The following is a 22391-nucleotide window of genomic DNA, read 5'->3' as shown; positions in this document are numbered from 1 at the left end:
CTATATGAAAATAGTTAGAATTGAACACCCCCATCATTATCAAAAGCACGATTTTCCTTCGTTAACAATAGCACTTGGCTTCTTTGATGGCGTCCATAAAGGGCATCAGGAAGTTATCAAAATGACAAAGGAGATTGCTTTAGAAAAAAATACAAAAAGTGCAGTGATGACTTTCGACCCTCATCCATCAATCGTTCTTGGAAAGAAATCAAATGTGCAATACATTACACCTCTTCAAGAAAAAATTGAACAAATTGCTACATTAGAAGTAGATTATTTGATGATCGTTCATTTTACCGAGTCATTTGCTAACTTACTCCCTGAAGAATTTGTTAAACAATATCTTTTATTATTGAATGTAAAGCATGTGGTAGCAGGTTTTGACTATACATATGGTAAGTTCGGAAAAGGTACAATGGAAACCTTACCTATCCACTCTAAAGGTGAATTTGGGGTGACTATTATTCCAAAAATGGAAATAGGGGATGAAAAAATTAGTTCTACTTCGATTCGACTTTCATTGAATCAAGGTGATATTGAAAGAACAAATGAATTATTAGGGCGGAAATTCGTAAATAGAGGGACCGTTATTCATGGCGAGAAGCGGGGAAGGACAATAGGGTTTCCAACAGCTAACATATTAATTGAGGATGATTATATCATCCCAAACACAGGCATATACGTAGTGAAAATGCTTGTAAAAGGAAATTGGGAGCTGGGGGCATGCAGTGTTGGTTATAACCCTACTTTTAATCGAGTTGGTGAATCTAACCTTTCTGTTGAAGTTTTTCTTCTCGATTTTGATCAGTCCATTTATGATGAAGAGGTAACGATAGAATGGCATAAGAAACTTAGGGACGAACAAAAATTTGATGGAGTCGATGAGCTGATAGCTCAAATAAAACAAGATGAAGACGATACTAGAGAATATTTTAAAGAGCTTAACAAAGAAACTTGATTTTTCTTTTGTAAAGTTGTATCCTAATACAGTATCAAGAACCTTTGCTTGGCAAAACGATTCACCAACGTTTGCTAGGTAACAGGGGATTTGTAAAAAATGGGAGGTGAAAACCATGGCGATTTCACAAGAACGTAAAAATGAAATCATCAATGAATTTAAAATTCATGATACAGATACTGGTTCTCCAGAAGTTCAAGTTGCCGTTTTAACTGAAGAAATTAACAAATTGAACGATCATCTACGCGTCCACAAGAAAGATCATCATTCTAGACGCGGCTTGATGAAAATGGTAGGACGCCGCCGCAATCTTTTAACATATCTTCGGAATAAAGATGTGCAGCGCTATCGCGAACTAATTAACAGACTTGGATTACGTAGATAATAAAGTTAGTAAAAAGCGGGAAATAATCCCGCTTTTTTCTCTAAATACGATTCCATAATTTAGCACGACGTTTCTAATGGCATTGAGCTGTCTTGTTAGATAACATGCAATGCTGACTGAATTATAATTGAAGGACTGTCATGCAGAGCATGGCAGAACTGAACATTGGACATGAATAAGATATTTATGGAAGCTTTTGAAAGGGTTTATTTTATAGTAAAACCTGACTAAAAAGTTAGAATCTAGTACTATAATCCAACTATTAGTATTGCGTCGCCTAAGATCGTTATACTTCTTATTTATGTCTAATGTTCAGTGTTCAGCCAGCAGACATGATTCCAACAACTAACAACAACTTAATTATGCCAACTGTCCAGAATAAAAATGAGGCGATAAAAGTTGCTATATGAAAGTGAGGAAATTCTGAATGGAGCAAAAGAAACAAACATTTACTATGGATTGGGCTGGCCGAACATTAACCGTTGAAATTGGTCAATTGGCTAAACAAGCAAATGGGGCAGCTTTAATTCGTTATGGGGATACAGCTGTATTAAGTACGGCAACCGCATCTAAAGAAGCTAAAGCGGTAGATTTTTTTCCTCTTACAGTAAATTATGAAGAAAGACTATATGCTGTTGGGAAAATTCCAGGAGGTTTTATAAAGAGGGAAGGTCGGCCAAGCGAAAGAGCGATTCTTGCAAGCCGTTTAATTGATCGTCCAATTCGTCCTTTATTTGCAGATGGTTTTCGAAATGAAGTTCAAGTTGTGAATATCGTTTTAAGTGTTGATCAGGACTGCTCATCTGAGATGGCTGCTATGTTTGGTGCTTCACTTTCCCTTTGCGTGTCGGATATTCCATTTGAAGGTCCAATTGCAGGTGTTGTAGTTGGAAGAGTGGATGGAGAATTTATGATTAATCCAACTGTCGCTCAAATGGAGAAAAGTGATATTAATTTAACTGTTGCTGGAACTAAAGATGCTATTAACATGGTTGAAGCTGGTGCTGAAGAAGTTCCAGAAGAAACAATGTTAGAAGCGATTATGTTCGGTCATGATGCAATTAAAAAACTAATTCAATTTCAAGAAGAAATCGTAAGTCAAATCGGTAAAGATAAACGTGAAGTTACCTTATTTGAATTAGATGCTGAACTAGATGCTGAAATTCGGAATATGTGTGAAAAATCACTTGTTGAAGCTATCCAAGTTGAGGAAAAGCACGCCCGTGAAGATGCAATCCAACAAGTAAAACAACAAGTGATCTCCGATTTTGAAGAACGAGAAAATATTGAAGACGAAACGATGAAACAGGTAAAACAAATATTGGACAGCCTTGTGAAAGAAGAAGTCCGTCGTTTAATTACTGTAGAAAAGGTTCGTCCAGACGGTAGAAAGCCAAATGAAATTCGACCACTATCTTCGGAAATACACTTATTACCTAGAACACATGGCTCTGGTTTGTTTACTCGTGGACAAACTCAAGCTTTAAGTATATGTACGCTAGGAGCACTTGGTGATGTTCAAATCCTTGATGGGCTAGGAATTGAAGAATCGAAACGATTTATGCACCATTATAATTTTCCACACTTTAGCGTTGGAGAAACTGGGCCAATTAGAAGTCCTGGTCGACGCGAAATTGGACATGGTGCTCTTGGAGAACGTGCATTAGAGCCAGTTATTCCTGATGAGACGGAGTTTCCTTATACGATTCGTCTTGTTTCAGAAGTTCTAGAATCCAATGGTTCTACTTCCCAAGCTAGTATTTGTGCAAGTACACTTGCTATGATGGATGCCGGAGTTCCGATTAAAGCTCCTGTTGCGGGAATTGCTATGGGACTTGTGAAATCAGGTGACCATTATACGATCTTAACAGATATTCAAGGAATGGAAGACCATCTAGGTGATATGGACTTTAAAGTTGCAGGTACTGCCAAGGGAGTAACTGCTCTTCAAATGGATATTAAAATTGAAGGACTTTCACGCGAAATTCTAGAAGAAGCATTACAACAAGCGCGTGAAGGAAGAATGCATATTTTGGATTCCATGCTTTCCACTATTAAAGAGCCAAGAGAGCAGCTTTCTGCTTACGCACCTAAAATCTTAACAATGCAAATTAATCCAGATAAAATTAGGGATGTTATTGGTCCAAGTGGTAAACAAATTAATAAAATAATTGAAGAAACAGGCGTGAAAATTGATATTGAGCAAGATGGCAAGGTGTTTATTGCATCTTCAGACCAATCCATGAATGAAAAAGCTAAGAAGATAATTGAAGACTTGGTTCGTGAGGTTGAAGTTGGACAAATGTATCTTGGAAAGGTTAAGCGTATCGAAAAATTCGGCGCATTTGTTGAATTATTCCCTGGAAAAGATGGTTTGGTTCATATCTCTCAACTTGATGAGCAAAGAGTAAATAAAGTTGAAGATGTAGTGTCCATCGGAGATGAAATACTTGTGAAGGTTATTGAAATTGATAATCAAGGAAGAGTTAACGTCTCAAGAAAAGTAGTTTTAAAAGAGCAAAAAGAACAACAACAGAAAAATGAACAATAAAAAGAGTCGGGATCTCCCGACTCTTTTGTTATTAAGCTGGTTGGATAGTTCTAAGCACTTCTTCTTTTTCATACTTTATGTTGAAGGAGGTAGTAAGTGTGTTAAATGCAAAAAACTTGATAGCCTTTACACTGATTGCTATTCTATCAATATCTGCCATTTTTAATCCATATACTAGCCAATATCTTTCACAGTTAAAAGAAGGAGCTATACCAGCAAGCCAAATGCAAAATGAATTATATGATCTTATTGTTGAAGCGGCAGATCGATATGAGTCTGATCCACAAGATGCCAAGATTGATCGGGTATGGAAAGCAATGCCTGGCTATAATGGTATTAAAGTTGATATTGATGCTTCATACCGAAAAATGAAAAAAGACAAAGTATTTGATGAACGTAAACTTGTGTTCACGCAAATATCTCCAAAAAAACATTTAAATGATTTGCCAGCTTCTCCTATTTATCGGGGACATCCTGACAAGCCCATGGTTAGCTTTTTAATTAATGTTGCTTGGGGAAATGAATACTTGCCCTCCATGCTAGCCACTTTAAAGGAACATAAAATTCATGCAACGTTTTTTTTAGAAGGGCGTTGGGTGAAGGAAAATCCCGAATTAGCTAAGATGATAGCGGATGGAGGACATGAAGTGGGCAACCACTCGTACAGTCATCCTAATATGCAGACTCTAAGCTCTGAAAAAATTAAAGAAGAAATACAGAAGACCAATGATATCATTGAAGCAACAACAGGACAAAAACCAAATTGGTTTGGTCCACCAAGTGGCGCTTATCGTGACGAAACAATTGAAATTGCTTATTCCTATGGCCTTAGGACAGTTATGTGGACTGTTGACACGATTGATTGGCAAAAGCCATCTCCTCAAGTGTTAATTCAGCGTGTGACAACTAAAGTTGAACCTGGGGCGATGATACTAATGCATCCAACTGAATCTACTAGCAAGTCATTGGATACATTAATTAGAGAATTAAAGGGTAAAAATTTGAGGATTGGAACGGTAAGCAAATTAATGGATGAAGAAAGAATCATTAAATTAAATGGACTAGAAAAAGAAGATAATAAAGGGCAAAATCCATAAAAAAACTTCAATGTACGGCCGACGAGTTTTTGCATCATGAACAGGAGGAATGGCAAAATGAAGAAATATACATGTCAAAATGGAGTTCGAGTAGTACTAGAGACTATTCCTACAGTTAGATCAGTTGCTATTGGCATCTGGGTCGGTGTTGGTTCTCGAGATGAAAACGAACAAAACAATGGGATTTCTCATTTTTTAGAGCATATGTTTTTTAAAGGGACCCAATCCCGATCCGCAAAAGATATAGCAGAAGCATTTGATTCCATTGGTGGGCAAGTCAATGCTTTTACATCGAAAGAATATACATGTTATTATGCAAAAGTGCTCGATGATCATGCATCACACGCACTTGAAATCCTTTCAGATATGTTTTTTTATTCCACCTTTGATGAAGTGGAGCTGAATAAAGAAAAAAATGTTGTTTTAGAAGAAATTAAGATGTATGAAGATACGCCGGATGATATTGTTCATGATTTGTTAAGTAAGGCCGCTTATCATAATCATTCACTTGGTTATCCAATATTAGGGACAGAGGAAACCCTTGCATCCTTCTCAAGTCATACGTTAAAAGAATATATATTTAACATGTATACTCCTGATAAAATCGTAATTTCTGTTGCTGGTAATGTGGACGAGCATTTCATAATGCAAGTCGAACAATTTTTTGGCTCATTCGAAAGAGGGAATACAACTCGTAGTAACTTGCTACCTGTCTTTCATTCTGAACAAATCTTGAAACGAAAAGAAACTGAACAGGCTCATCTTTGTATTGGGTTTGAAGGCCTTCCAATAGGACATAAGGACATTTTTGATTTAATAGTCTTGAATAATATCTTTGGTGGCAGTATGTCATCAAGGCTCTTTCAAGAAGTGAGGGAAGAGAAGGGGCTGGCATATTCAGTATTTTCCTTTCACTCCTCATTTCAAGATACGGGAATGCTTACGATCTATGGCGGGACAGGTGCAAATCAACTTGACGAATTATATGATACCATTTTCTCAACTATGGAGATATTGAAAAAAGAAGGAATAACTCAGAAAGAACTTCAAAACGGTAAAGAACAGCTTAAAGGAAATCTAATGTTAGGTTTAGAAAGTACAAATAGCAGAATGAGTCGTAATGGAAAAAATGAATTACTTTTGAGAAAACATCGGACTCTAGATGAGATCATTAATGATATTAATAATGTGACTGTCGAAGGTGTTAATAGAATGGGCAATCAAATATTTAATGAACATTATACGACGGCTCTAGTTAGTCCTAATCCTAATTTAAGAAATAAATCATAATCATTAGATGGAGCTTCCAAAAAGGTTAAACAACCGCCTTTTTGGAGGCTCCTATTTTTATTGTGTAATACATGATCTCCCGACTATATAGTTGGTCGGCATGCAGCATATAGATATTCTCCAGATAAATGAGTTGTTTTAAAACGACAATCCTTATGCATCTTAAGATGTTTTTATCATAGTGGATTACTATTTTTTAGATGTTTCCTTTTTCTATTCTAAAAAGGAAAAAAATGCCTATATATGAATTATATAAGGCTTGGAAGGAGGGGGAGTTATGAGGCTAAGTGAACTAGGTGGAAAAGAAATAGTTGATTATCGAAAGGCAAAACGATTAGGTGTACTAGGACAAACTGATTTGGAAATAAATGCAAGTACAGGTGAGATTAATCATTTAATAATTCCAACTGGAAAATGGATGGGGAGAAAGGCTGGTGCAGAAATAAAAGTCCCCTGGCACTTTATTAGAACGATTGGTACCGATATGATTATCCTTGAGGTTCCTGAAAATAAATGAAATAAAAGGATGGGAGATGCCCCATCCTTTTTTAATTGTATTAGTCAGGCACAGCCCTTTAAGTCATACATACAATGATCGTGGAGTGATTATTTATGATTCACAAAGAAGGTGAATACCGTTGATGTTAACAGATATGCAAATAGCAATTTTAGGCGGAGATGCAAGGCAACTGGAAATTATTAGGAAACTAACTGAATTAGATGCAAAACTATATTTAGTTGGATTTGAGCAACTGGCACAACCTTTTTCTGGCGCTGTAAAGGAAAAATTAAAAGATGTTAATTTTTCTCAAATAGACGCTATCATCCTACCTGTTCCCGGAACGAATTTAGAGGGAGAAGTTGATACTATTTTTTCCAGTGAAAAAATAGTTTTGACAGAGCAAATTCTTAATAAAACGCCTTCTTACTGTAAAATTTATTCGGGTATAAGTAATCCTTATCTTAATCAAATTGCTAAAAATTCGAATAGGAAACTGATTCAGTTATTTGAAAGAGACGATGTAGCTATTTACAACTCTATTCCAACAGTAGAAGGAACCATTATGATGGCTATCCAAAATACTGATATTACCATTCATCAATCGTCTATCGCTGTCTTAGGGCTTGGCCGTGTTGGGATGAGTGTAGCTAGAACATTTTCTTTATTAGGTGCAAAAGTAAAAGTGGGAGCAAGAAATACTGCCCATCTTGCAAGGATTACTGAAATGGGACTAAAACCATTTCAATTGGATGCATTGAAAAATGAGGTAAGCGATCTTGATATTTGTATTAATACGATTCCTCATCCTATCTTAACGGCAGGTATTATCGCAAATATGCCTGCTAATACATTAATCATCGACCTTGCCTCTAAACCTGGTGGTACCGATTTTCGTTATGCAGAAAAAAGAGGCATTAAAGCGTTGCTTGCCCCGGGACTTCCCGGTATTGTGGCGCCTAAAACAGCCGGACAAATTCTGGCAAATGTCCTTTCACAGTTACTACAAGATGATTTCGAAAACAGGAAGGAGAATGGATAATGACATTAGAAGGAAAAAGAATTGGATTTGGAATTACAGGCTCCCACTGTACTTATGAGCAAGTTGTCCCGCAAATAGAAACTTTGGTCAATCAAGGCGCAGATGTCGTACCTGTTGTAACCTTTACAGTAAAGAATACAAATACAAAATTTGGTGATGGAGCTGATTGGGTTGCAAAGGTGGAGGAATTAACAGGTAAAAAAGTAATTGACTCTATGGTTGCTGCTGAACCATTAGGACCTAGAGAACCTTTAGATTGCATGGTCATTGCTCCATTGACGGGAAATTCGATGAGTAAATTTGCCAATGCTTTAACTGACTCTCCTGTTTTAATGGCCGCAAAAGCAACATTAAGAAATAGATGTCCTGTCGTTCTAGGAATATCGACAAATGATGCCCTTGGATTGAATGGTGTCAATTTAATGCGACTTATGTCTAGTAAAAATATTTACTTTATTCCTTTTGGTCAGGATGATCCTATTAATAAACCTACCTCCATGGTATCAAGAATGGAATTTCTCTCCGAAACGATCGAGGCGGCTCTTGAAGGAAATCAGCTCCAGCCAATAATTAGAGAATACACTTAAAGAGTTAAAGCTATAACGACGAGTGGAAAAGAATATCAGGCGGAGCTTTCAAAGCTGCCTGATTGCTTTGTTTCCTTAAAAGAATATGCCCCTTTTTACTTAATAATCATGAATTCGACAGCATTTTAATAAAATAATATCGAAACGGGTTATAAATATGATAATATATTAATATTACTTGAAATTATCAACATCCATTGTGTTAGTTGAAGTGGAAGGGGAATTCACATGTCAACGAATCAAGGTTATCATCTAGCGGTAATGGGAGCTACTGGAGCTGTGGGACAGCAAATAGTGAAAACATTGGAAGAAAGAAATTTTCCTGTTAGAAAATTAACTCTCCTCTCTTCAGCGCGTTCAGCAGGAACTAAGGTTCAATTTAAAGATCAACTGATCACAGTAGAAGAAGCTGTGCCAGAGTCATTTGAAGGGGTAGATATTGCTCTTTTCAGTGCCGGTGGAAGTGTTTCCCAAAAATTCGCTCCAGAAGCAGTAAAGCGCGGGGCTATAGTAGTAGATAATACAAGTGCTTTCAGAATGGATCCAGAAGTACCGCTTGTTGTTCCAGAGGTAAATGAAAAAGTACTACAAGAACAAAAAGGAATTATTGCAAATCCCAATTGTTCGACAATCCAAATGGTTGCAGCACTTGAGCCTATTCGCAAAGCTTTCGGGCTAAAGAAAGTCATTGTGTCTACCTATCAGGCTGTCTCTGGTGCCGGTGCATCTGCAATTGATGAATTAAAGAAACAGTCGGATGATATTTTAAATAAACGTGATTTTACTCCGGAAATATTACCGGCCAGCAGTGATAAAAAACATTATCAAATTGCCTTTAATGCGATTCCTCAAATTGATAAGTTTACTGAAAATGGTTTTACATTTGAGGAAATGAAAATGATTAATGAAACGAAAAAAATTATGGAAATGCCAGAACTGAAGGTTTCTGCTACATGCGTTCGTATTCCGGTCGAAACAGGGCACTCCGAATCGGTCTATATAGAATTAGAAAAAAACGCTGTTCAAGTAGACGATATTAAGAGTGTACTTTCTGATGCTCCTGGTATAACATTGCAGGATCAGCCGGAAGAACAAATTTATCCTATGCCAGCAATGGCTAAAGGTACTGGCGATGTGTATGTAGGAAGAATCAGGAAAGATCTAGATGAAAAATCGGGTTTCCATCTTTGGATTGTAGCTGATAACTTATTGAAAGGTGCCGCATTGAATACTGTTCAAATTGCGGAAAGTTTAATAAGACTTGGCTTGGTTTCTAACTAGAAGATTCATAAACTAACCATTGGGGTGTCATCATGAAAATTATTATTCAAAAATTTGGTGGAACTTCCGTACAAAATAATGAAACCAGGCAGTTTGTTCAGAAGCATATTAAAAGTGCGATCAAAGAGGGGTATAAAGTTGTAGCAGTCGTGTCTGCTATGGGAAGAAAAGGCGCACCCTATGCTACAGATACACTGCTCTCTTTGGTTGGAGGACACCAAACTTCCCTTAACAAACGAGAACAGGATCTACTTTTATCTTGTGGTGAAACCATTTCAAGTGTAGTATTGGCGAATGAGCTAAAAGAAAATCAAATCAAAGTTACTGCCTTAACCGGCGCTCAAGCAGGATTTTTGACTAGTAACGACCATACTAATGCTAAAATACTTGAAATGAAATGCGATAGACTTTTAAAAGAATTGGAATCTCATGATGCAATAATAGTTGCTGGTTTCCAAGGAGCTACGAAAACCGGAGATGTTACTACTATTGGTAGAGGAGGTAGTGATACATCTGCTGCTGCTCTTGGTGCCGCCCTTAATGCAGAGTGGATTGATATTTTTACCGATGTAGACGGTATGATGACAGCTGATCCAAGAGTTGTAAAGAATGCTCGCCCTCTTGTATGTGTCTCTTATAATGAAGTATCTAATATGGCTTACCAAGGAGCAAAAGTCATTCATCCTCGAGCTGTTGAAATTGCGATGGATGCCAAGATCCCACTGCGAATAAGATCAACTTATTCCGATTCTCCTGGTACTTTGGTTACTACGATGCATAGGGATGACCATACAGTAGGAATAAAAGAGAGATTGGTCACTGGCATAGTACATATGCCAGATGTTGCTCAAATTAAAGTAACTGCTGGCGAAGGGCAATATAACCTCCAATCTGAAGTCTTTAAAGCTATGGCAAGTGAAGATATTAGTGTCGATTTTATAAACATCTCACCGAATAATGTCGTTTACACGGTTCCTACTACGGTATTGGATAAAGCAATTGCTGCATTAGAAAAAATCGGCTATCAACCTACAGTTGAAAGGAATTGTGCGAAGGTTTCCGTTGTGGGAGCAGGAATTACTGGAGTCCCAGGGGTTACAGCAAAAATTGTGAGTGCATTGTCAAATGAAGGAATTAGAATTCTTCAATCAGCTGATAGTCATACTACTATTTGGGTATTAGTAGATGGTGATAAATTGAATGAGGCTGTTAATACATTGCATGATGCTTTTGAGCTTCAAAAGGATGAGGTAGAATACGAAAGATAGATAGAAATAGGGGTGTATTTTAATGATTCATTTTGGCCAAGTGTCAACGGCAATGGTGACGCCGTTTGACCGAAAAGGGAATGTTGACTTCCTTAAAACTGCCAAACTTGTTGATCATCTAATCAACAATGAAAGTGACTCGCTAGTTGTAGCTGGTACTACCGGAGAATCACCAACACTTACTACCGAAGAAAAGCTCGCACTATTTGAGCATGTAGTAAAAGTGGTAAATGGAAGAGTACCAGTTATAGCTGGAACAGGTAGTAATAATACGTATAGCTCTATTGAATTAACAAAGAGGGCGGAAGCTACAGGGGTTGACGCTATTATGTTAGTTGCCCCTTACTATAATAAGCCTAATCAAAAAGGTTTGTACGAACATTTTTCGGCAATCGCTAAATCTACTTCCTTGCCAGTCATGATCTATAATATCCCAGGGAGATCAGCAGTTAATATAGCACCTGAGACGATGATTGAACTTTCGCGAATAGATAACATCGTTGCTGCAAAAGAAGCAAGCGGTGATCTAACTGCCATAGCGGAAATTCTTTCAGGAGTAGATGAAAATTTCATGTTGTATTCTGGCGATGATGCAATGACATTACCTATACTCGCTCTTGGTGGTTGTGGTGTTGTATCTGTGGCAAGCCATGTAGTAGGACCTGAGATACAGGAAATGGTTCGCTTATTTAAGCAAGGCAAGAATAATGAGGCGGCATTGCTTTATAGAAAATTACTTCCGATTATGTGTGAATTGTTTAAAGCGCCAAATCCTGTTCCTGTTAAGACAGCCATGCAGCTACAAGGATTTGATGTTGGTTCTGTGCGTCTTCCATTAGTACCTTTAACAGAGAAAGAACGGAGTAGTCTCACGGACGTACTCAATTTATATCAATAATATATGAGTAAATAAAGCTAGTTCCAATATGGAGCTAGCTTTTTCGATGTTCAAAAATAATTAAGGTTGTATAGTGATTTCGCATTCAAGTATAATGATATTAGCGATGAGGTTCGGGAAAACAAAGTGGAAGGGGCTTCAATAGCTAGATCAATGATTAATTGAGCAGAAATAGAAAACTATTTAGCATAATTCTTAGGAGGAAAAGGACTTTGTCACAAATTAAAAATGAAATCATTAAAATCATCCCGATGGGGGGTGTCGGGGAATGCGGAAAAAATATGTACGTCATCGAGGTTGATTCGGAAATCTTTATTATCGATGCTGGACTCATGTTCCCCGAAAATGAAATGTTGGGTATTGATATCGTTATACCTGATATTACGTGGTTGGAAGAAAATAAAGAGCGGATCAAAGCTATCTTTTTAACACATGGTCATGAAGATGCTATTGGGGCATTGCCATATGTTTTACGAAAAATTAAAGCTCCTGTGTATGGGTCGAAGCTAACGATTGCGCTAGCAAAAGAGAAAATGAGAGAACATAATATAAAAACTGATGGACTTTTTCACACGATCAAATCAAATTCTCGTTTGAAATTTAATAGTGTGATTGTCAGTTTCTTTCATACAACTCATAGCATTCCGGATTCATTAGGAATATGTATACATACATCTGAAGGGAAAATTGTGCATACAGGAGATTTTAAATTTGACCAAGCAGCAAAAGGGTTTTATCGATCTGAGATAGGGAAGATGGCTAATATTGGTGATTCAGGTGTACTTTGTCTTCTATCCGACAGTACAGAAGCCGAGCATCCTGGCTTCGCTACTTCTGAATCTGTGACAGCACAGGAAATTTCAGATGCCTTTCATACTGCTCAAGGTAGAGTCATCATTTCTTGTTTTGCATCAAATTTTATTAGAATCCAACAGGCACTTGATGCAGCCTATGAAAATAATAGAAAAGTTGCTGTAGTTGGGAAAAGCATTGAACGTAGCTTTGAAATTGCTCTAAAGCTCGGCTATTTATCTATCGACGATCCAGACTTAATTATTCCTGTACAAAAAATAAATCAGTATACGGATAATGAAATTGCTATTATTTTCACAGGATTAATGGGAGAACCAATTGAAGCACTTCAGAAAATGGCATCCCAAAATCACAAACAAATAAATGTAAAAAAGGGCGATACAGTCCTTATAACAGCGACCCCAACCCCTGCTTTAGAAACTAGTTTATTCAAAACGGTTGACATGTTATATCGTGCAGGTGCAGTTGTTCTGTCATCCAATCGGAAAGCATATGTTTCGGGACATGGAAGTCAGGAAGATTTAAAGTTAATGCTTAATTTAATGAAACCTAAATATTTTATCCCTATTCAAGGGGAATATAGAATGCTGTTTTCCCATGCAAAAGTAGCTCAACAAGTAGGTTTGTCTAGAGATCAGATTTTTATCCCAAGCAAGGGTGAGGTAGTCGAATATAAAGATGGGGAAATGACTGCCGGAAGCCGTGTTCAATCTGGAAATGTTCTTATTGATGGTATTGGTGTCGGAGATGTTGGGAATATCGTACTGCGAGATAGAAAATTATTATCTCAAGATGGTATCTTTATTATTGTTGTTACGGTAAATAAAAAATATAAGAAAATTGTCTCAGGGCCAGAAATTATTTCTAGAGGCTTCGTTTATGTTCGTGAATCTGAACAACTCCTTGAAGAAGCGGAAAAAATAGTTCATTCAATTGCTGAGGAGGCCATCTCTGGAAATTCTTTTGATTGGTCTTCCTTTAAACAAGATATTAGGGACCGCTTAAATCATTTTCTATATGAAAAGACAAAACGGAGACCAATGATCTTACCAATAATAATGGAAGTATAATTTTAATCCCCCACAAAGTTGGGGGATTTTAAAATTGCCTCTAAACTACCAATGTCCTTCTATATTTGATTATGAATGAAATTGCCTTTGTAGCTTATACTATGTGTATCATTCGATAAGCAAGGAGGCTATTATGCATAATCCTGAAAATTCTAAAACTGAGACTGAACAAGAGCCTACTAAAGAAAACGAAGGAAAACCGCAAGGCATCATTGAAAAAATTCAACAATTAGGACAAACGAATGTACCAGAGCTATCTCAAGATACAAATATTCATTGTTTGACTATTATTGGACAAATCGAGGGGCATATGCAATTACCCCCCCAAAATAAAACGACAAAATATGAACATATTATTCCGCAATTAGTCGCCATTGAGCAAAATCCCAAAATTGAAGGCTTGCTTGTAATTTTAAATACAGTTGGTGGAGATGTGGAAGCTGGTTTAGCTATTTCTGAAATGATTGCCACTCTTTCAAAGCCTTCAGTTTCGATTGTTTTAGGGGGCGGGCACTCAATTGGTGTACCTATCGCTGTGTCCTGTTCCTATTCCTTTATTGCAGAAAGTGCAACGATGACCATTCATCCAATTCGTTTGACAGGTCTTGTAATTGGAGTTCCGCAGTCATTTGAGTATATGGATAAAATGCAGGAGCGTGTAGTAAAGTTTGTCACGAAGCACTCCAAAATCCCCGAGGAAGTATTTAAAGATTTAATGTTTGCCAAAGGAAATTTAACAAGAGATATTGGTACGAATGTAATTGGTGCAGATGCAGTTAAATACGGATTAATGGACCAGGTTGGTGGAGTTGGTGAGGCTATTCAAAAATTGAATGAACTGATTGGTAAGAAGCAAGAGGACAAACTCAATGGGGGAATGTTGCAATGATTCTCCATACTATTGTGCCTCCGGAATTAATTTTTCCAGATAATGACCAAGGTTTTCAGAACCAAAATACGATTATCCGGCAAGGTATTCCTCTAGTGGTAGAACAAGATGGAAATATGTATAAAGTGGTTCGGATTATGAGTAGTAATCCATCGGATTTTTTGAGAAATGATCTATGTCCAGGAGCTTATATTCCTTTATATGAATAAGCAATTTTAAAAAGACTGTTATACATTACAGTCTTTTTTCATGTGCTGAAATAGGGTGACATATCCAAATATGGTATAATATACTTAATTGAACTTATCGATTAAACATGATTATGAACTTTTAGTATGGACAAGGTGATGAAATGGCAAAAAATAAACGAAGAAGCCAAAAAAGGTCTTCAAAAAAGATGAAGGAAATTCTTAAATTTGAAATTTCCGGGATTATTTTACTGGCTTTAAGTTTGATTATTATAGTAAATGGCGATAAGCTTTTTTCTTTAAACTATCCTTTTTATTTTTTACTAGGTGAATGGCATATCATTGGACCAATCTTCTTTATAGCTCTCGCCGGCTATATGATTATTAAACGAAAACGGCCAATCTTAATTGGGTATCGACTTATAGGAATTTATCTCATTATATCTTGTCTTCTTTTATTTTCTCATATTAAGTTTTTCGATCTGAAAATGGAGAGCAATCATGTTAAAGGTATCAGTATTATCGCAAATACCTTCCAAGACTTCTTTGAAATTATTAAAGGCAACACTACGACAAAAGAACTTGGAGGAGGAATGCTTGGTGCGATATTAACATCTGTTACGTATTTTGTTTTTGGCTCTCTCGGCACCAAAATATTAGGTTTTTTCTTAGTAATTATAGGAATGATCTTAATTACAGGTAAATCGCTAGGTGAAATTCTTGCTAAGATGTGGAAATCACTATCAAAGTTTTGCAAGAAACAGTGGGAACTGTTTAAGTCAGATGTAAATGATTGGCTAAAAGACCAAAAAGCTAAACAACTTGAGAAAAAAACATCACCTCCTGAACCTAAGATCATTAATCAATCGGATGAACAAGTAGTTGAACGAGAAGTGAATCCAGATATTGACAATGCTCCAGAACCAATTATATCAAGTTTTACAGAACAAGTTTTTTCACAGGGTGAGAAGGTAGAAGCCGAAAAAATAGATCAACAAAGTAATGAAGATGACACTGTTCCCGCTATGGCTTTTACGGAACATGAAAATAAAGATTATGAACTTCCTCCTCTTCATTTACTGACGAGACCTCGTGCTACCGACCAAAGCAGTGAATATAAACTTATTCATGAAAATGCTGCAAAACTAGAAAAGACATTTCAGAGTTTTGGTGTCAAGGCTAGAGTAACTCAAGTACATTTAGGTCCTGCTGTAACTAAATATGAAATTCATCCAGAAGCGGGTGTAAAAGTAAGTAAAATTGTCAGTTTAAGTGATGATGTTGCATTAGCTCTTGCTGCGAAAGATATTAGGATTGAAGCCCCTATCCCAGGTAAATCAGCAATCGGAATCGAAGTTCCAAATTCTGAAGTAGCGATCGTTTCACTACGTGAAGTATTGGATTCTAAAGAAAATGATAAACCAGAGGCCAAACTTCAAATTGGATTAGGGCGAGATATTGGGGGACAGGCTGTTGTAGCTGAATTGAACAAAATGCCCCACTTGCTTGTAGCTGGAGCAACTGGAAGTGGAAAAAGTGTATGTATCAATGGAATTATTACGAGTATTTTAATGAGAGCAAAGCCGCATGAAGTCAAAATGATGATGATTGATCCTAAAATGGTTGAATTAAATGTATATAACGGGATTCCTCATTTATTAGCTCCGGTTGTCACTAATCCGAAAAAAGCATCACAAGCTTTAATGAAGGTTGTTAGTGAAATGGAAAGAAGATATGAGTTATTCTCTCATACAGGAACAAGAAATATTGGGGGATATAATGATTATATCTCAAGAATGAATGCTGAATCCGAAGAAATTCAGCCTTTGCTACCTTATATTGTCGTAATTGTAGATGAGTTAGCTGATTTAATGATGGTTGCTTCGAACGACGTGGAAGATTCGATTACACGTTTGGCGCAAATGGCAAGGGCAGCAGGTATTCATTTAATTATTGCTACCCAACGCCCTTCGGTAGATGTAATAACAGGGGTCATTAAAGCGAACATACCTTCTCGAATTGCTTTTGCTGTTTCTTCAGCAACAGATTCTAGAACCATTCTCGATACTGGCGGAGCGGAAAAATTACTAGGTAGGGGAGATATGCTTTTTTTACCAGTTGGAGCATCAAAGCCTGTAAGAGTGCAAGGTGCTTTTTTATCGGATCAAGAGGTTGAAGACATAGTAGAGTTTGTCATAGGCCAACAAAAAGCACAATATCAGGAAGAAATGATTCCAGAAGATATTCCTGAAGTTTCTGATAGTGTTGAAGATGAGCTATATGAAGAAGCTGTTCAATTAATTGCTGAAATGCAAACAGCTTCAGTGTCCATGCTTCAACGACGGTTTAGAATTGGTTATACAAGAGCGGCTAGATTAATTGATGAAATGGAGGCACGTGGGATAGTCGGTCCATATGAGGGGAGTAAACCGCGGACAGTTTTATTGCCTAAGCCTTCAGAAGAACATACGTCTTAACAGAAAAGCTGTTTCAGATATATTTGAAGCAGCTTTTTCTTTTTGCGAAATTCATTATTCTCAACATTTGAATAAACTTATAGATGATCACATAAAATATAAAGAAATCTCATTTTTATATACGATAACATTATTATGTTAACAAATAGGAAAAACTTGCCACTTCTTCCTATAAAAAGTTATGCTATATATGCTACCAATTAATAGAAATAGGAGGTTTTGCCAATATGGAATTTACTAAGGAATATACGGTAGAAAAATCTGGTTTTTCCTTACATATGATTCAGACGGAAAAATATAAGACGAACACAATCGTTTGGAAAATGAAAGCGCCTCTTAAACAAGAGACAGCTACCCTTAGAGCGTTATTGCCATATGTCATGCAAAGCAGCACAAAAAAGTACCCAACGACTGGAGCTTTACGCAGTTATTTAGACGAGCTTTATGGTGCATCTTTTTATACAGACTTAGGTAAAAAAGGGGAAGAACATATTATTACTTTCACATTGGAGATAGCGAACGAAAACTACCTTCAAGATAAAACACCTCTTCTAAAAAAAGCGGTAGAATTTTTTAATGAAGTTTTATTACATCCTAATATGACAGATCGTGCATTTGATAAAAAGACTGTTGAGAAAGAAAAACGTGGTCTTAAGCAACGAATTCAATCCGTTTTTGACGATAAAATGCGTTATGCTAATGTTCGCTTAATAGAAGAAATGTGTAAAGGTGAACCATATGAGATTCAGCCAACTGGCGAATTGAATAAAGTAGATGATATTACAGGGGAAGCTCTCTACGAATATTATCAAAAGGCATTTAATGAAGATAAGATGGATCTTTATGTTATTGGTGATATTGATATAAATGAAGTTGAAAATTTGTTTTCTACTTTAATCTTTAAAGAAAGAAGTAATATACAAAATTTAATAGAAGTAAAAAAAGATGTACGAGAAATTAAGGAAGTAAAAGAACATCAAGATTTAAATCAAGGTAAATTAAATATTGGGTGCCGAACTAATATTGTTTACGGTGAATCGGATTACTTTGCTTTGCAAATGTTTAATGGGATTTTTGGCGGATTTCCACATTCCAAACTCTTTATTAATGTGCGAGAAAAGGAAAGCTTAGCCTATTATGCAGCTAGTAGAATAGAGAGTTACAAGGGCCTTTTAATGATTATGTCTGGAATTGAAAATCAAAATTATGACAAGGCTGTCTCGATCATTAAAGAGCAGTTGGATTTAATGAAGCAAGGTCAAATTACCGAACAGGAATTGAATCAAACGAAAGCAGTCATTCAAAATCAATTTCTTGAAACGATTGATTCAGCAAGAGGTTTAATTGAAGTTTTATATAATAATGTTGTGGGGTCTACCAACATATCCCCTGAAGAATGGATAGAGCAAACAAAAGCGGTTACAAAGGAAGAAATTATTAAAGTTGCTCAAAAAGTTCAAATGGATACTATTTATTTTTTGACGGGATTGGAAGGTGATCAATAATGGAAAAACTGGAATTTACCCAAGTTAATGAAACTTTATACCACGAGAAATTAGAAAATGGGTTAGAAGTATACATTCTGCCAAAACCAGGCTTTAATAAGACGTATGCCACATTTACAACAAAGTATGGCTCCGTTGATAATCACTTCAAACCGCTTGAACAGGATGATTTTAAACTAGTACCTGATGGAATTGCTCACTTTCTTGAACATAAAATGTTTGAAAAAGAAGATGGAGATGTGTTTCAACAGTTTAGTCATCAGGGAGCTTCTGCCAATGCCTTTACATCTTTTAATAAAACAGCTTATTTATTTTCAAGTACAAACAATGTAGAACTGAATTTAAAAACGTTATTGGATATGGTACAGGACCCCTATTTTACAGAACAAACTGTTGAAAAAGAAAAAGGTATTATTGGCCAAGAAATTATGATGTATGATGATAATCCCGATTGGCGTGTTTATTTTGGTGTTATTGAGAATATGTATCACAACCATCCTGTAAAAATCGATATTGCTGGAACAGTTGAATCTATTTCTCATATTACCGCTGAAATGTTATATGAATGTTACCATACGTTCTATCATCCAAGTAATATGCTGCTTTTTATAACGGGGCCAATTGATCCTGAAAAAATAATGAATATGATTAAACAGGATCAAGCTGCGAAAGAATATAAAGCGGCACCTAAAATAGAGCGGATTTTTGACGAAGAGCCAGAGTCTGTGGCTTCTAAGAAACAAACACTTGAAATGAACGTTCAAATTCCAAAGTGTTTCGTTGGGATAAAAGCGTTAAATGTTGAACAAAAAGGCAAGGAAATGTTAAAACAAGAATTAGTCATTTCATTATTATTTGATTTATTATTTAGTAAAAGCTCTGATCTTTATGAGGAATTGTATACAAGCGAATTAATTGACGACACATTTCAATTTGAATACTCTCAAGAGCAAGGATTTGGTTTTGCTGTTGTAGGGAGTGACTCAAAAGACCCAGACCAACTCGCTACGAAACTCGAGTCTATATTATTAGAAGCAAAAGATGGCAAGCATCTCTCAGAATCTGCCTTGGAAAGATCAAAGAAAAAGAAAATTGGCGGTTTTTTAAGATCTTTAAATTCCCAAGAATATATTGCAAATCAATTTACGCGATATGTTTTTAATGATATGAATTTATTTGATGTTGTTCCGGTCTTAGAAGAAATTAGTTTCCAAGATCTTTTGGATACGGCTAAGAGCTTTATCGACGAAAATCGTATGACTGTTTGTCAAGTCGTACCTAAGAAGTAGATATTAAAAAGCCCTGCCTAAAGTGCGGGCTTTTTATAGTTAATGAGGGAGAACTAGAAAAATGTGTACGGAGGGTAATGATGAAGAAGTTTGCCTTAATTACAGGGGCGAGTGGGGGCATAGGGATAGCGATTGCCAAGGAACTTGCTAGTTGTGGTTGGAATCTATACTTGCATTACAATCAAAATGAACAAAAAATTATAGAGTTAATCGATGAATTAAACGATCTTTATGATCAAATAGAACTAATTCCCATTTATGCGGATCTTTTAACTGACGAAGGATCTCATATTTTAGCCAATTCAATTTTTCAACTTGATGCAATTGTGTGTTCGTCAGGGGTCGCGCCATATGGTCTATTCAGTGATTTAGATGAGAAAACAATGGACAATATGTTACAACTTCATGTTAAAAGTCCAATGGTTCTAATTCAAGCTTTATTGCCACGATTATTAAAAAATTCTGCTTCGAAAATTGTTTTGATTAGCTCAATTTGGGGGCAAACTGGAGCAGCTTGTGAGGTCATTTATTCCACTGTTAAAGGAGCTCAGATTGCCTTTGTGAAAAGTTTAAGTAAAGAACTTGCTAGATCAGGTTTAACAGTAAATTGTATTGCTCCAGGAGCAATTAACACAAACATGTTAAATCAATTTAGTGAAGATGAAATAATGGAATTGGAAGCAGAAATCCCAGTAGGACGACTAGGAAAACCAGAAGAAATTGCCAACACGGTTTCATTCCTTTTATCCAATAAGGCTACATATATCACAGGCCAAGTTTTGGCTGTTAATGGTGGTTGGTATACATAATTTTTCCACTGTATAATGTCAATTTTGCATGCACATAATAACTCCGAAGTTCAATTCTAAGGAGGATAATGACATGTCAGTTCTAAATAATTGGGATCATTGGAAAAACTTTTTAGGTGACCGCTTAGATGAGGCGCAACAAAACGGAATGTCTAAAAACGTTATCAATCATCTTGCACATCAAGTTGGTGACTATTTAGCAGACAAAGTGGATCCTAAAAATGAGCAACAACGTGTTCTTTCAGACTTGTGGTCAGTTGCTTCCGAAGAAGAGCAGCAGGCAATTGCCAGTGTAATGGTAAAACTTGTTGAAAACAACAGTACTCAATAAATAAGTTAGCGGCTGTCTCAAAGTATTTCCTCATCATTTTTTATCGAGGATAGTACTTTTGAAACGGCCTTTTTAATTTTTAGAATTAGTTATAAAATAAGACATCTTGGGTAAGTAAAATGATATGCCGTTTAACGGCATACTCAGGTAACTAGCAATTGTCTAAGGCTTATTCCGACAGATCTATAACAGCGATGTTTGAATGTGTAAGAGCAAGGGGCTACATTTTTTGTTCGCTGTTAGAAACTCCCAAGAATAGAAATGTTTTTCTTTCAAATTAAGTTATTATCAGCTATCATAATACTAGACAAACAATGATTTGTGCATTGGTGAAACTGGGTTTGTTATTTCAAGGAGTTGCGGGATATGGAAAGAAAAGATTGGTATTTAGAATATGAAATCATTATCGACCGTCCCGGTTTATTAGGTGATATTTCATCTTTGTTGGGTATGTTATCGATTAATATAGTAAGTATAAATGGAATAGATCGTGGAAGGCGCGGGCTTTTAATACGAGCAAGCAGTGAGGAACAAATTTTGCGCCTGGAATCAATTTTGGAAACAGTAGAAACAATAAAAGTGACAAAGATAAGGGAACCTAAACTTCGCGATCGACTTGCAGTTAGGCATGGCCGTTATATCCAGAGGGATATGGATGATAAGAAGACTTTTCGATTTGTTCGTGATGAACTTGGCCTCCTTGTCGACTTTATGGCGGAATTGTTTAAGCAGGAAGGGCATAAACTGATCGGGATAAGAGGTATGCCACGTGTTGGAAAAACTGAATCGGTTGTGGCTTCCAGCGTTTGTGCGAATAAAAAGTGGTTATTCGTTTCCTCAACGCTTTTGAAACAAACGATTCGAAAAGAATTGATAAAAGATGAGTATAACTCCAATAATATATTTATAATCGATGGAATTGTCTCAAGAAAAAGAGCGGATGAAAAACACTTACAGCTCGTACGGGAAATTATGCGTCTTCCTGCAGTAAAGGTGATTGAACATCCTGATATATTCGTACAGCATTCTGAATACTCTATAGAAGATTTTGATTACATTATCGAGCTCAGAAATGATCGCGAGGAACTGATTACATACGAGACTATGGAAAACAATAGTCTTTTTAATGAGCAAGAGTTTGGTTTTGATTTTTAGGATTGGTAG

20 protein-coding genes are annotated in these 22391 nt (G+C 36.4%); all 20 read left to right on the top strand.

Annotated features, from left to right (window positions below):
* Positions 1–4 precede the first annotated feature (4 nt).
* The 20 genes from BN1243_RS04435 (at position 5) to BN1243_RS04340 (ending at position 22382) form a co-directional block, all read left to right on the top strand.
* Positions 5–958 (top strand): bifunctional riboflavin kinase/FAD synthetase, encoded by a 954-nt coding sequence (locus BN1243_RS04435; protein WP_062105034.1) that lies wholly within the window; start codon positions 5–7, stop codon positions 956–958.
* Positions 959–1073: 115 nt separating this feature from the next.
* Positions 1074–1343, top strand: a complete 270-nt coding sequence (gene rpsO, locus BN1243_RS04430; protein ID WP_062105033.1) for a 30S ribosomal protein S15 — start codon at positions 1074–1076, stop codon at positions 1341–1343.
* A 427-nt stretch (positions 1344–1770) separates the two neighbouring features.
* Positions 1771–3894, top strand: a complete 2124-nt coding sequence (gene pnp, locus BN1243_RS04425; protein ID WP_062105032.1) for a polyribonucleotide nucleotidyltransferase — start codon at positions 1771–1773, stop codon at positions 3892–3894.
* A 77-nt stretch (positions 3895–3971) separates the two neighbouring features.
* Positions 3972–4991 (top strand): polysaccharide deacetylase family protein, encoded by a 1020-nt coding sequence (locus BN1243_RS04420; protein ID WP_062105031.1) that lies wholly within the window; start codon positions 3972–3974, stop codon positions 4989–4991.
* Between the two features lie 57 nt (positions 4992–5048).
* The gene (locus tag BN1243_RS04415; protein ID WP_062105030.1) at positions 5049–6281 is read left to right on the top strand and encodes a M16 family metallopeptidase; all 1233 of its coding nucleotides are present in this window, start codon (positions 5049–5051) and stop codon (positions 6279–6281) included.
* A gap of 277 nt (positions 6282–6558) precedes the next feature.
* Positions 6559–6798 (top strand): YlmC/YmxH family sporulation protein, encoded by a 240-nt coding sequence (locus BN1243_RS04410; RefSeq protein ID WP_062105029.1) that lies wholly within the window; start codon positions 6559–6561, stop codon positions 6796–6798.
* Positions 6799–6922: 124 nt separating this feature from the next.
* A complete protein-coding gene (dpaA, locus tag BN1243_RS04405; RefSeq protein WP_062105028.1) occupies positions 6923–7822 on the top strand; it encodes a dipicolinic acid synthetase subunit A in 900 nt (299 codons plus the stop codon).
* Positions 7819–8409 (top strand): dipicolinate synthase subunit B, encoded by a 591-nt coding sequence (gene dpaB, locus BN1243_RS04400; RefSeq protein WP_069201762.1) that lies wholly within the window; start codon positions 7819–7821, stop codon positions 8407–8409. The genes dpaA and dpaB overlap by 4 nt, the downstream gene beginning before the upstream one ends.
* A gap of 228 nt (positions 8410–8637) precedes the next feature.
* On the top strand, positions 8638–9690 hold the full coding sequence (gene asd, locus BN1243_RS04395) for an aspartate-semialdehyde dehydrogenase (protein ID WP_062105026.1): 1053 nt from the start codon (positions 8638–8640) through the stop codon (positions 9688–9690).
* Positions 9691–9722: 32 nt separating this feature from the next.
* Positions 9723–10958, top strand: coding sequence for an aspartate kinase (dapG, locus tag BN1243_RS04390; RefSeq protein ID WP_062105025.1), 1236 nt, complete (start codon positions 9723–9725; stop codon positions 10956–10958).
* A 22-nt stretch (positions 10959–10980) separates the two neighbouring features.
* The gene (gene dapA, locus BN1243_RS04385) at positions 10981–11856 is read left to right on the top strand and encodes a 4-hydroxy-tetrahydrodipicolinate synthase (RefSeq protein WP_062105024.1); all 876 of its coding nucleotides are present in this window, start codon (positions 10981–10983) and stop codon (positions 11854–11856) included.
* Positions 11857–12068: 212 nt separating this feature from the next.
* Entirely contained in the window at positions 12069–13739 is a 1671-nt protein-coding gene (locus BN1243_RS04380; RefSeq protein ID WP_062105023.1) for a ribonuclease J, read from the top strand.
* Between the two features lie 130 nt (positions 13740–13869).
* Positions 13870–14628 (top strand): ClpP family protease, encoded by a 759-nt coding sequence (locus BN1243_RS04375; protein WP_407638878.1) that lies wholly within the window; start codon positions 13870–13872, stop codon positions 14626–14628.
* Complete coding sequence (locus BN1243_RS04370) at positions 14625–14837, top strand: YlzJ-like family protein (protein ID WP_062105021.1); 213 nt, start codon at positions 14625–14627, stop codon at positions 14835–14837. The genes BN1243_RS04375 and BN1243_RS04370 overlap by 4 nt, the downstream gene beginning before the upstream one ends.
* 143 nt (positions 14838–14980) lie before the next feature.
* Positions 14981–17293 carry a DNA translocase FtsK gene (locus BN1243_RS04365; RefSeq protein ID WP_062105020.1) on the top strand — a complete coding sequence of 771 codons (2313 nt, stop codon included), beginning with the start codon at positions 14981–14983 and terminating at the stop codon, positions 17291–17293.
* A gap of 227 nt (positions 17294–17520) precedes the next feature.
* Positions 17521–18798, top strand: coding sequence for an EF-P 5-aminopentanol modification-associated protein YfmF (gene yfmF / locus BN1243_RS04360; RefSeq protein ID WP_062105019.1), 1278 nt, complete (start codon positions 17521–17523; stop codon positions 18796–18798).
* A complete protein-coding gene (gene yfmH, locus BN1243_RS04355; RefSeq protein WP_062105018.1) occupies positions 18798–20087 on the top strand; it encodes an EF-P 5-aminopentanol modification-associated protein YfmH in 1290 nt (429 codons plus the stop codon). The genes yfmF and yfmH overlap by 1 nt, the downstream gene beginning before the upstream one ends.
* Before the next feature lie 80 nt (positions 20088–20167).
* Positions 20168–20896, top strand: a complete 729-nt coding sequence (gene ymfI, locus BN1243_RS04350) for an elongation factor P 5-aminopentanone reductase (RefSeq protein ID WP_062105017.1) — start codon at positions 20168–20170, stop codon at positions 20894–20896.
* A 73-nt stretch (positions 20897–20969) separates the two neighbouring features.
* Positions 20970–21227 (top strand): DUF3243 domain-containing protein, encoded by a 258-nt coding sequence (locus BN1243_RS04345; RefSeq protein WP_062105016.1) that lies wholly within the window; start codon positions 20970–20972, stop codon positions 21225–21227.
* Between the two features lie 366 nt (positions 21228–21593).
* Positions 21594–22382, top strand: coding sequence for a DUF3388 domain-containing protein (locus BN1243_RS04340; RefSeq protein WP_062105015.1), 789 nt, complete (start codon positions 21594–21596; stop codon positions 22380–22382).
* Positions 22383–22391: the final 9 nt, after the last annotated feature.

It is taken from the genome of Bacillus niameyensis, assembly GCF_001375535.1.
Taxonomy (GTDB): Bacteria; Bacillota; Bacilli; order Bacillales; family Bacillaceae_C; genus Lederbergia; species Lederbergia niameyensis.
This window is presented reverse-complemented; position numbering and strand designations above follow the sequence as displayed.

Coding starts and splice junctions, on each gene's coding strand:
- BN1243_RS04435 (WP_062105034.1), top strand. CDS start 5: ATGAAAATAGTTAGAATTGAACACCCCCATCATTATCAAAAGCACGAT.
- rpsO (WP_062105033.1), top strand. CDS start 1,074: ATGGCGATTTCACAAGAACGTAAAAATGAAATCATCAATGAATTTAAA.
- pnp (WP_062105032.1), top strand. CDS start 1,771: ATGGAGCAAAAGAAACAAACATTTACTATGGATTGGGCTGGCCGAACA.
- BN1243_RS04420 (WP_062105031.1), top strand. CDS start 3,972: ATGTTGAAGGAGGTAGTAAGTGTGTTAAATGCAAAAAACTTGATAGCC.
- BN1243_RS04415 (WP_062105030.1), top strand. CDS start 5,049: ATGAAGAAATATACATGTCAAAATGGAGTTCGAGTAGTACTAGAGACT.
- BN1243_RS04410 (WP_062105029.1), top strand. CDS start 6,559: ATGAGGCTAAGTGAACTAGGTGGAAAAGAAATAGTTGATTATCGAAAG.
- dpaA (WP_062105028.1), top strand. CDS start 6,923: ATGTTAACAGATATGCAAATAGCAATTTTAGGCGGAGATGCAAGGCAA.
- asd (WP_062105026.1), top strand. CDS start 8,638: ATGTCAACGAATCAAGGTTATCATCTAGCGGTAATGGGAGCTACTGGA.
- dapG (WP_062105025.1), top strand. CDS start 9,723: ATGAAAATTATTATTCAAAAATTTGGTGGAACTTCCGTACAAAATAAT.
- dapA (WP_062105024.1), top strand. CDS start 10,981: ATGATTCATTTTGGCCAAGTGTCAACGGCAATGGTGACGCCGTTTGAC.
- BN1243_RS04370 (WP_062105021.1), top strand. CDS start 14,625: ATGATTCTCCATACTATTGTGCCTCCGGAATTAATTTTTCCAGATAAT.
- BN1243_RS04365 (WP_062105020.1), top strand. CDS start 14,981: ATGGCAAAAAATAAACGAAGAAGCCAAAAAAGGTCTTCAAAAAAGATG.
- yfmF (WP_062105019.1), top strand. CDS start 17,521: ATGGAATTTACTAAGGAATATACGGTAGAAAAATCTGGTTTTTCCTTA.
- yfmH (WP_062105018.1), top strand. CDS start 18,798: ATGGAAAAACTGGAATTTACCCAAGTTAATGAAACTTTATACCACGAG.
- ymfI (WP_062105017.1), top strand. CDS start 20,168: ATGAAGAAGTTTGCCTTAATTACAGGGGCGAGTGGGGGCATAGGGATA.
- BN1243_RS04345 (WP_062105016.1), top strand. CDS start 20,970: ATGTCAGTTCTAAATAATTGGGATCATTGGAAAAACTTTTTAGGTGAC.
- BN1243_RS04340 (WP_062105015.1), top strand. CDS start 21,594: ATGGAAAGAAAAGATTGGTATTTAGAATATGAAATCATTATCGACCGT.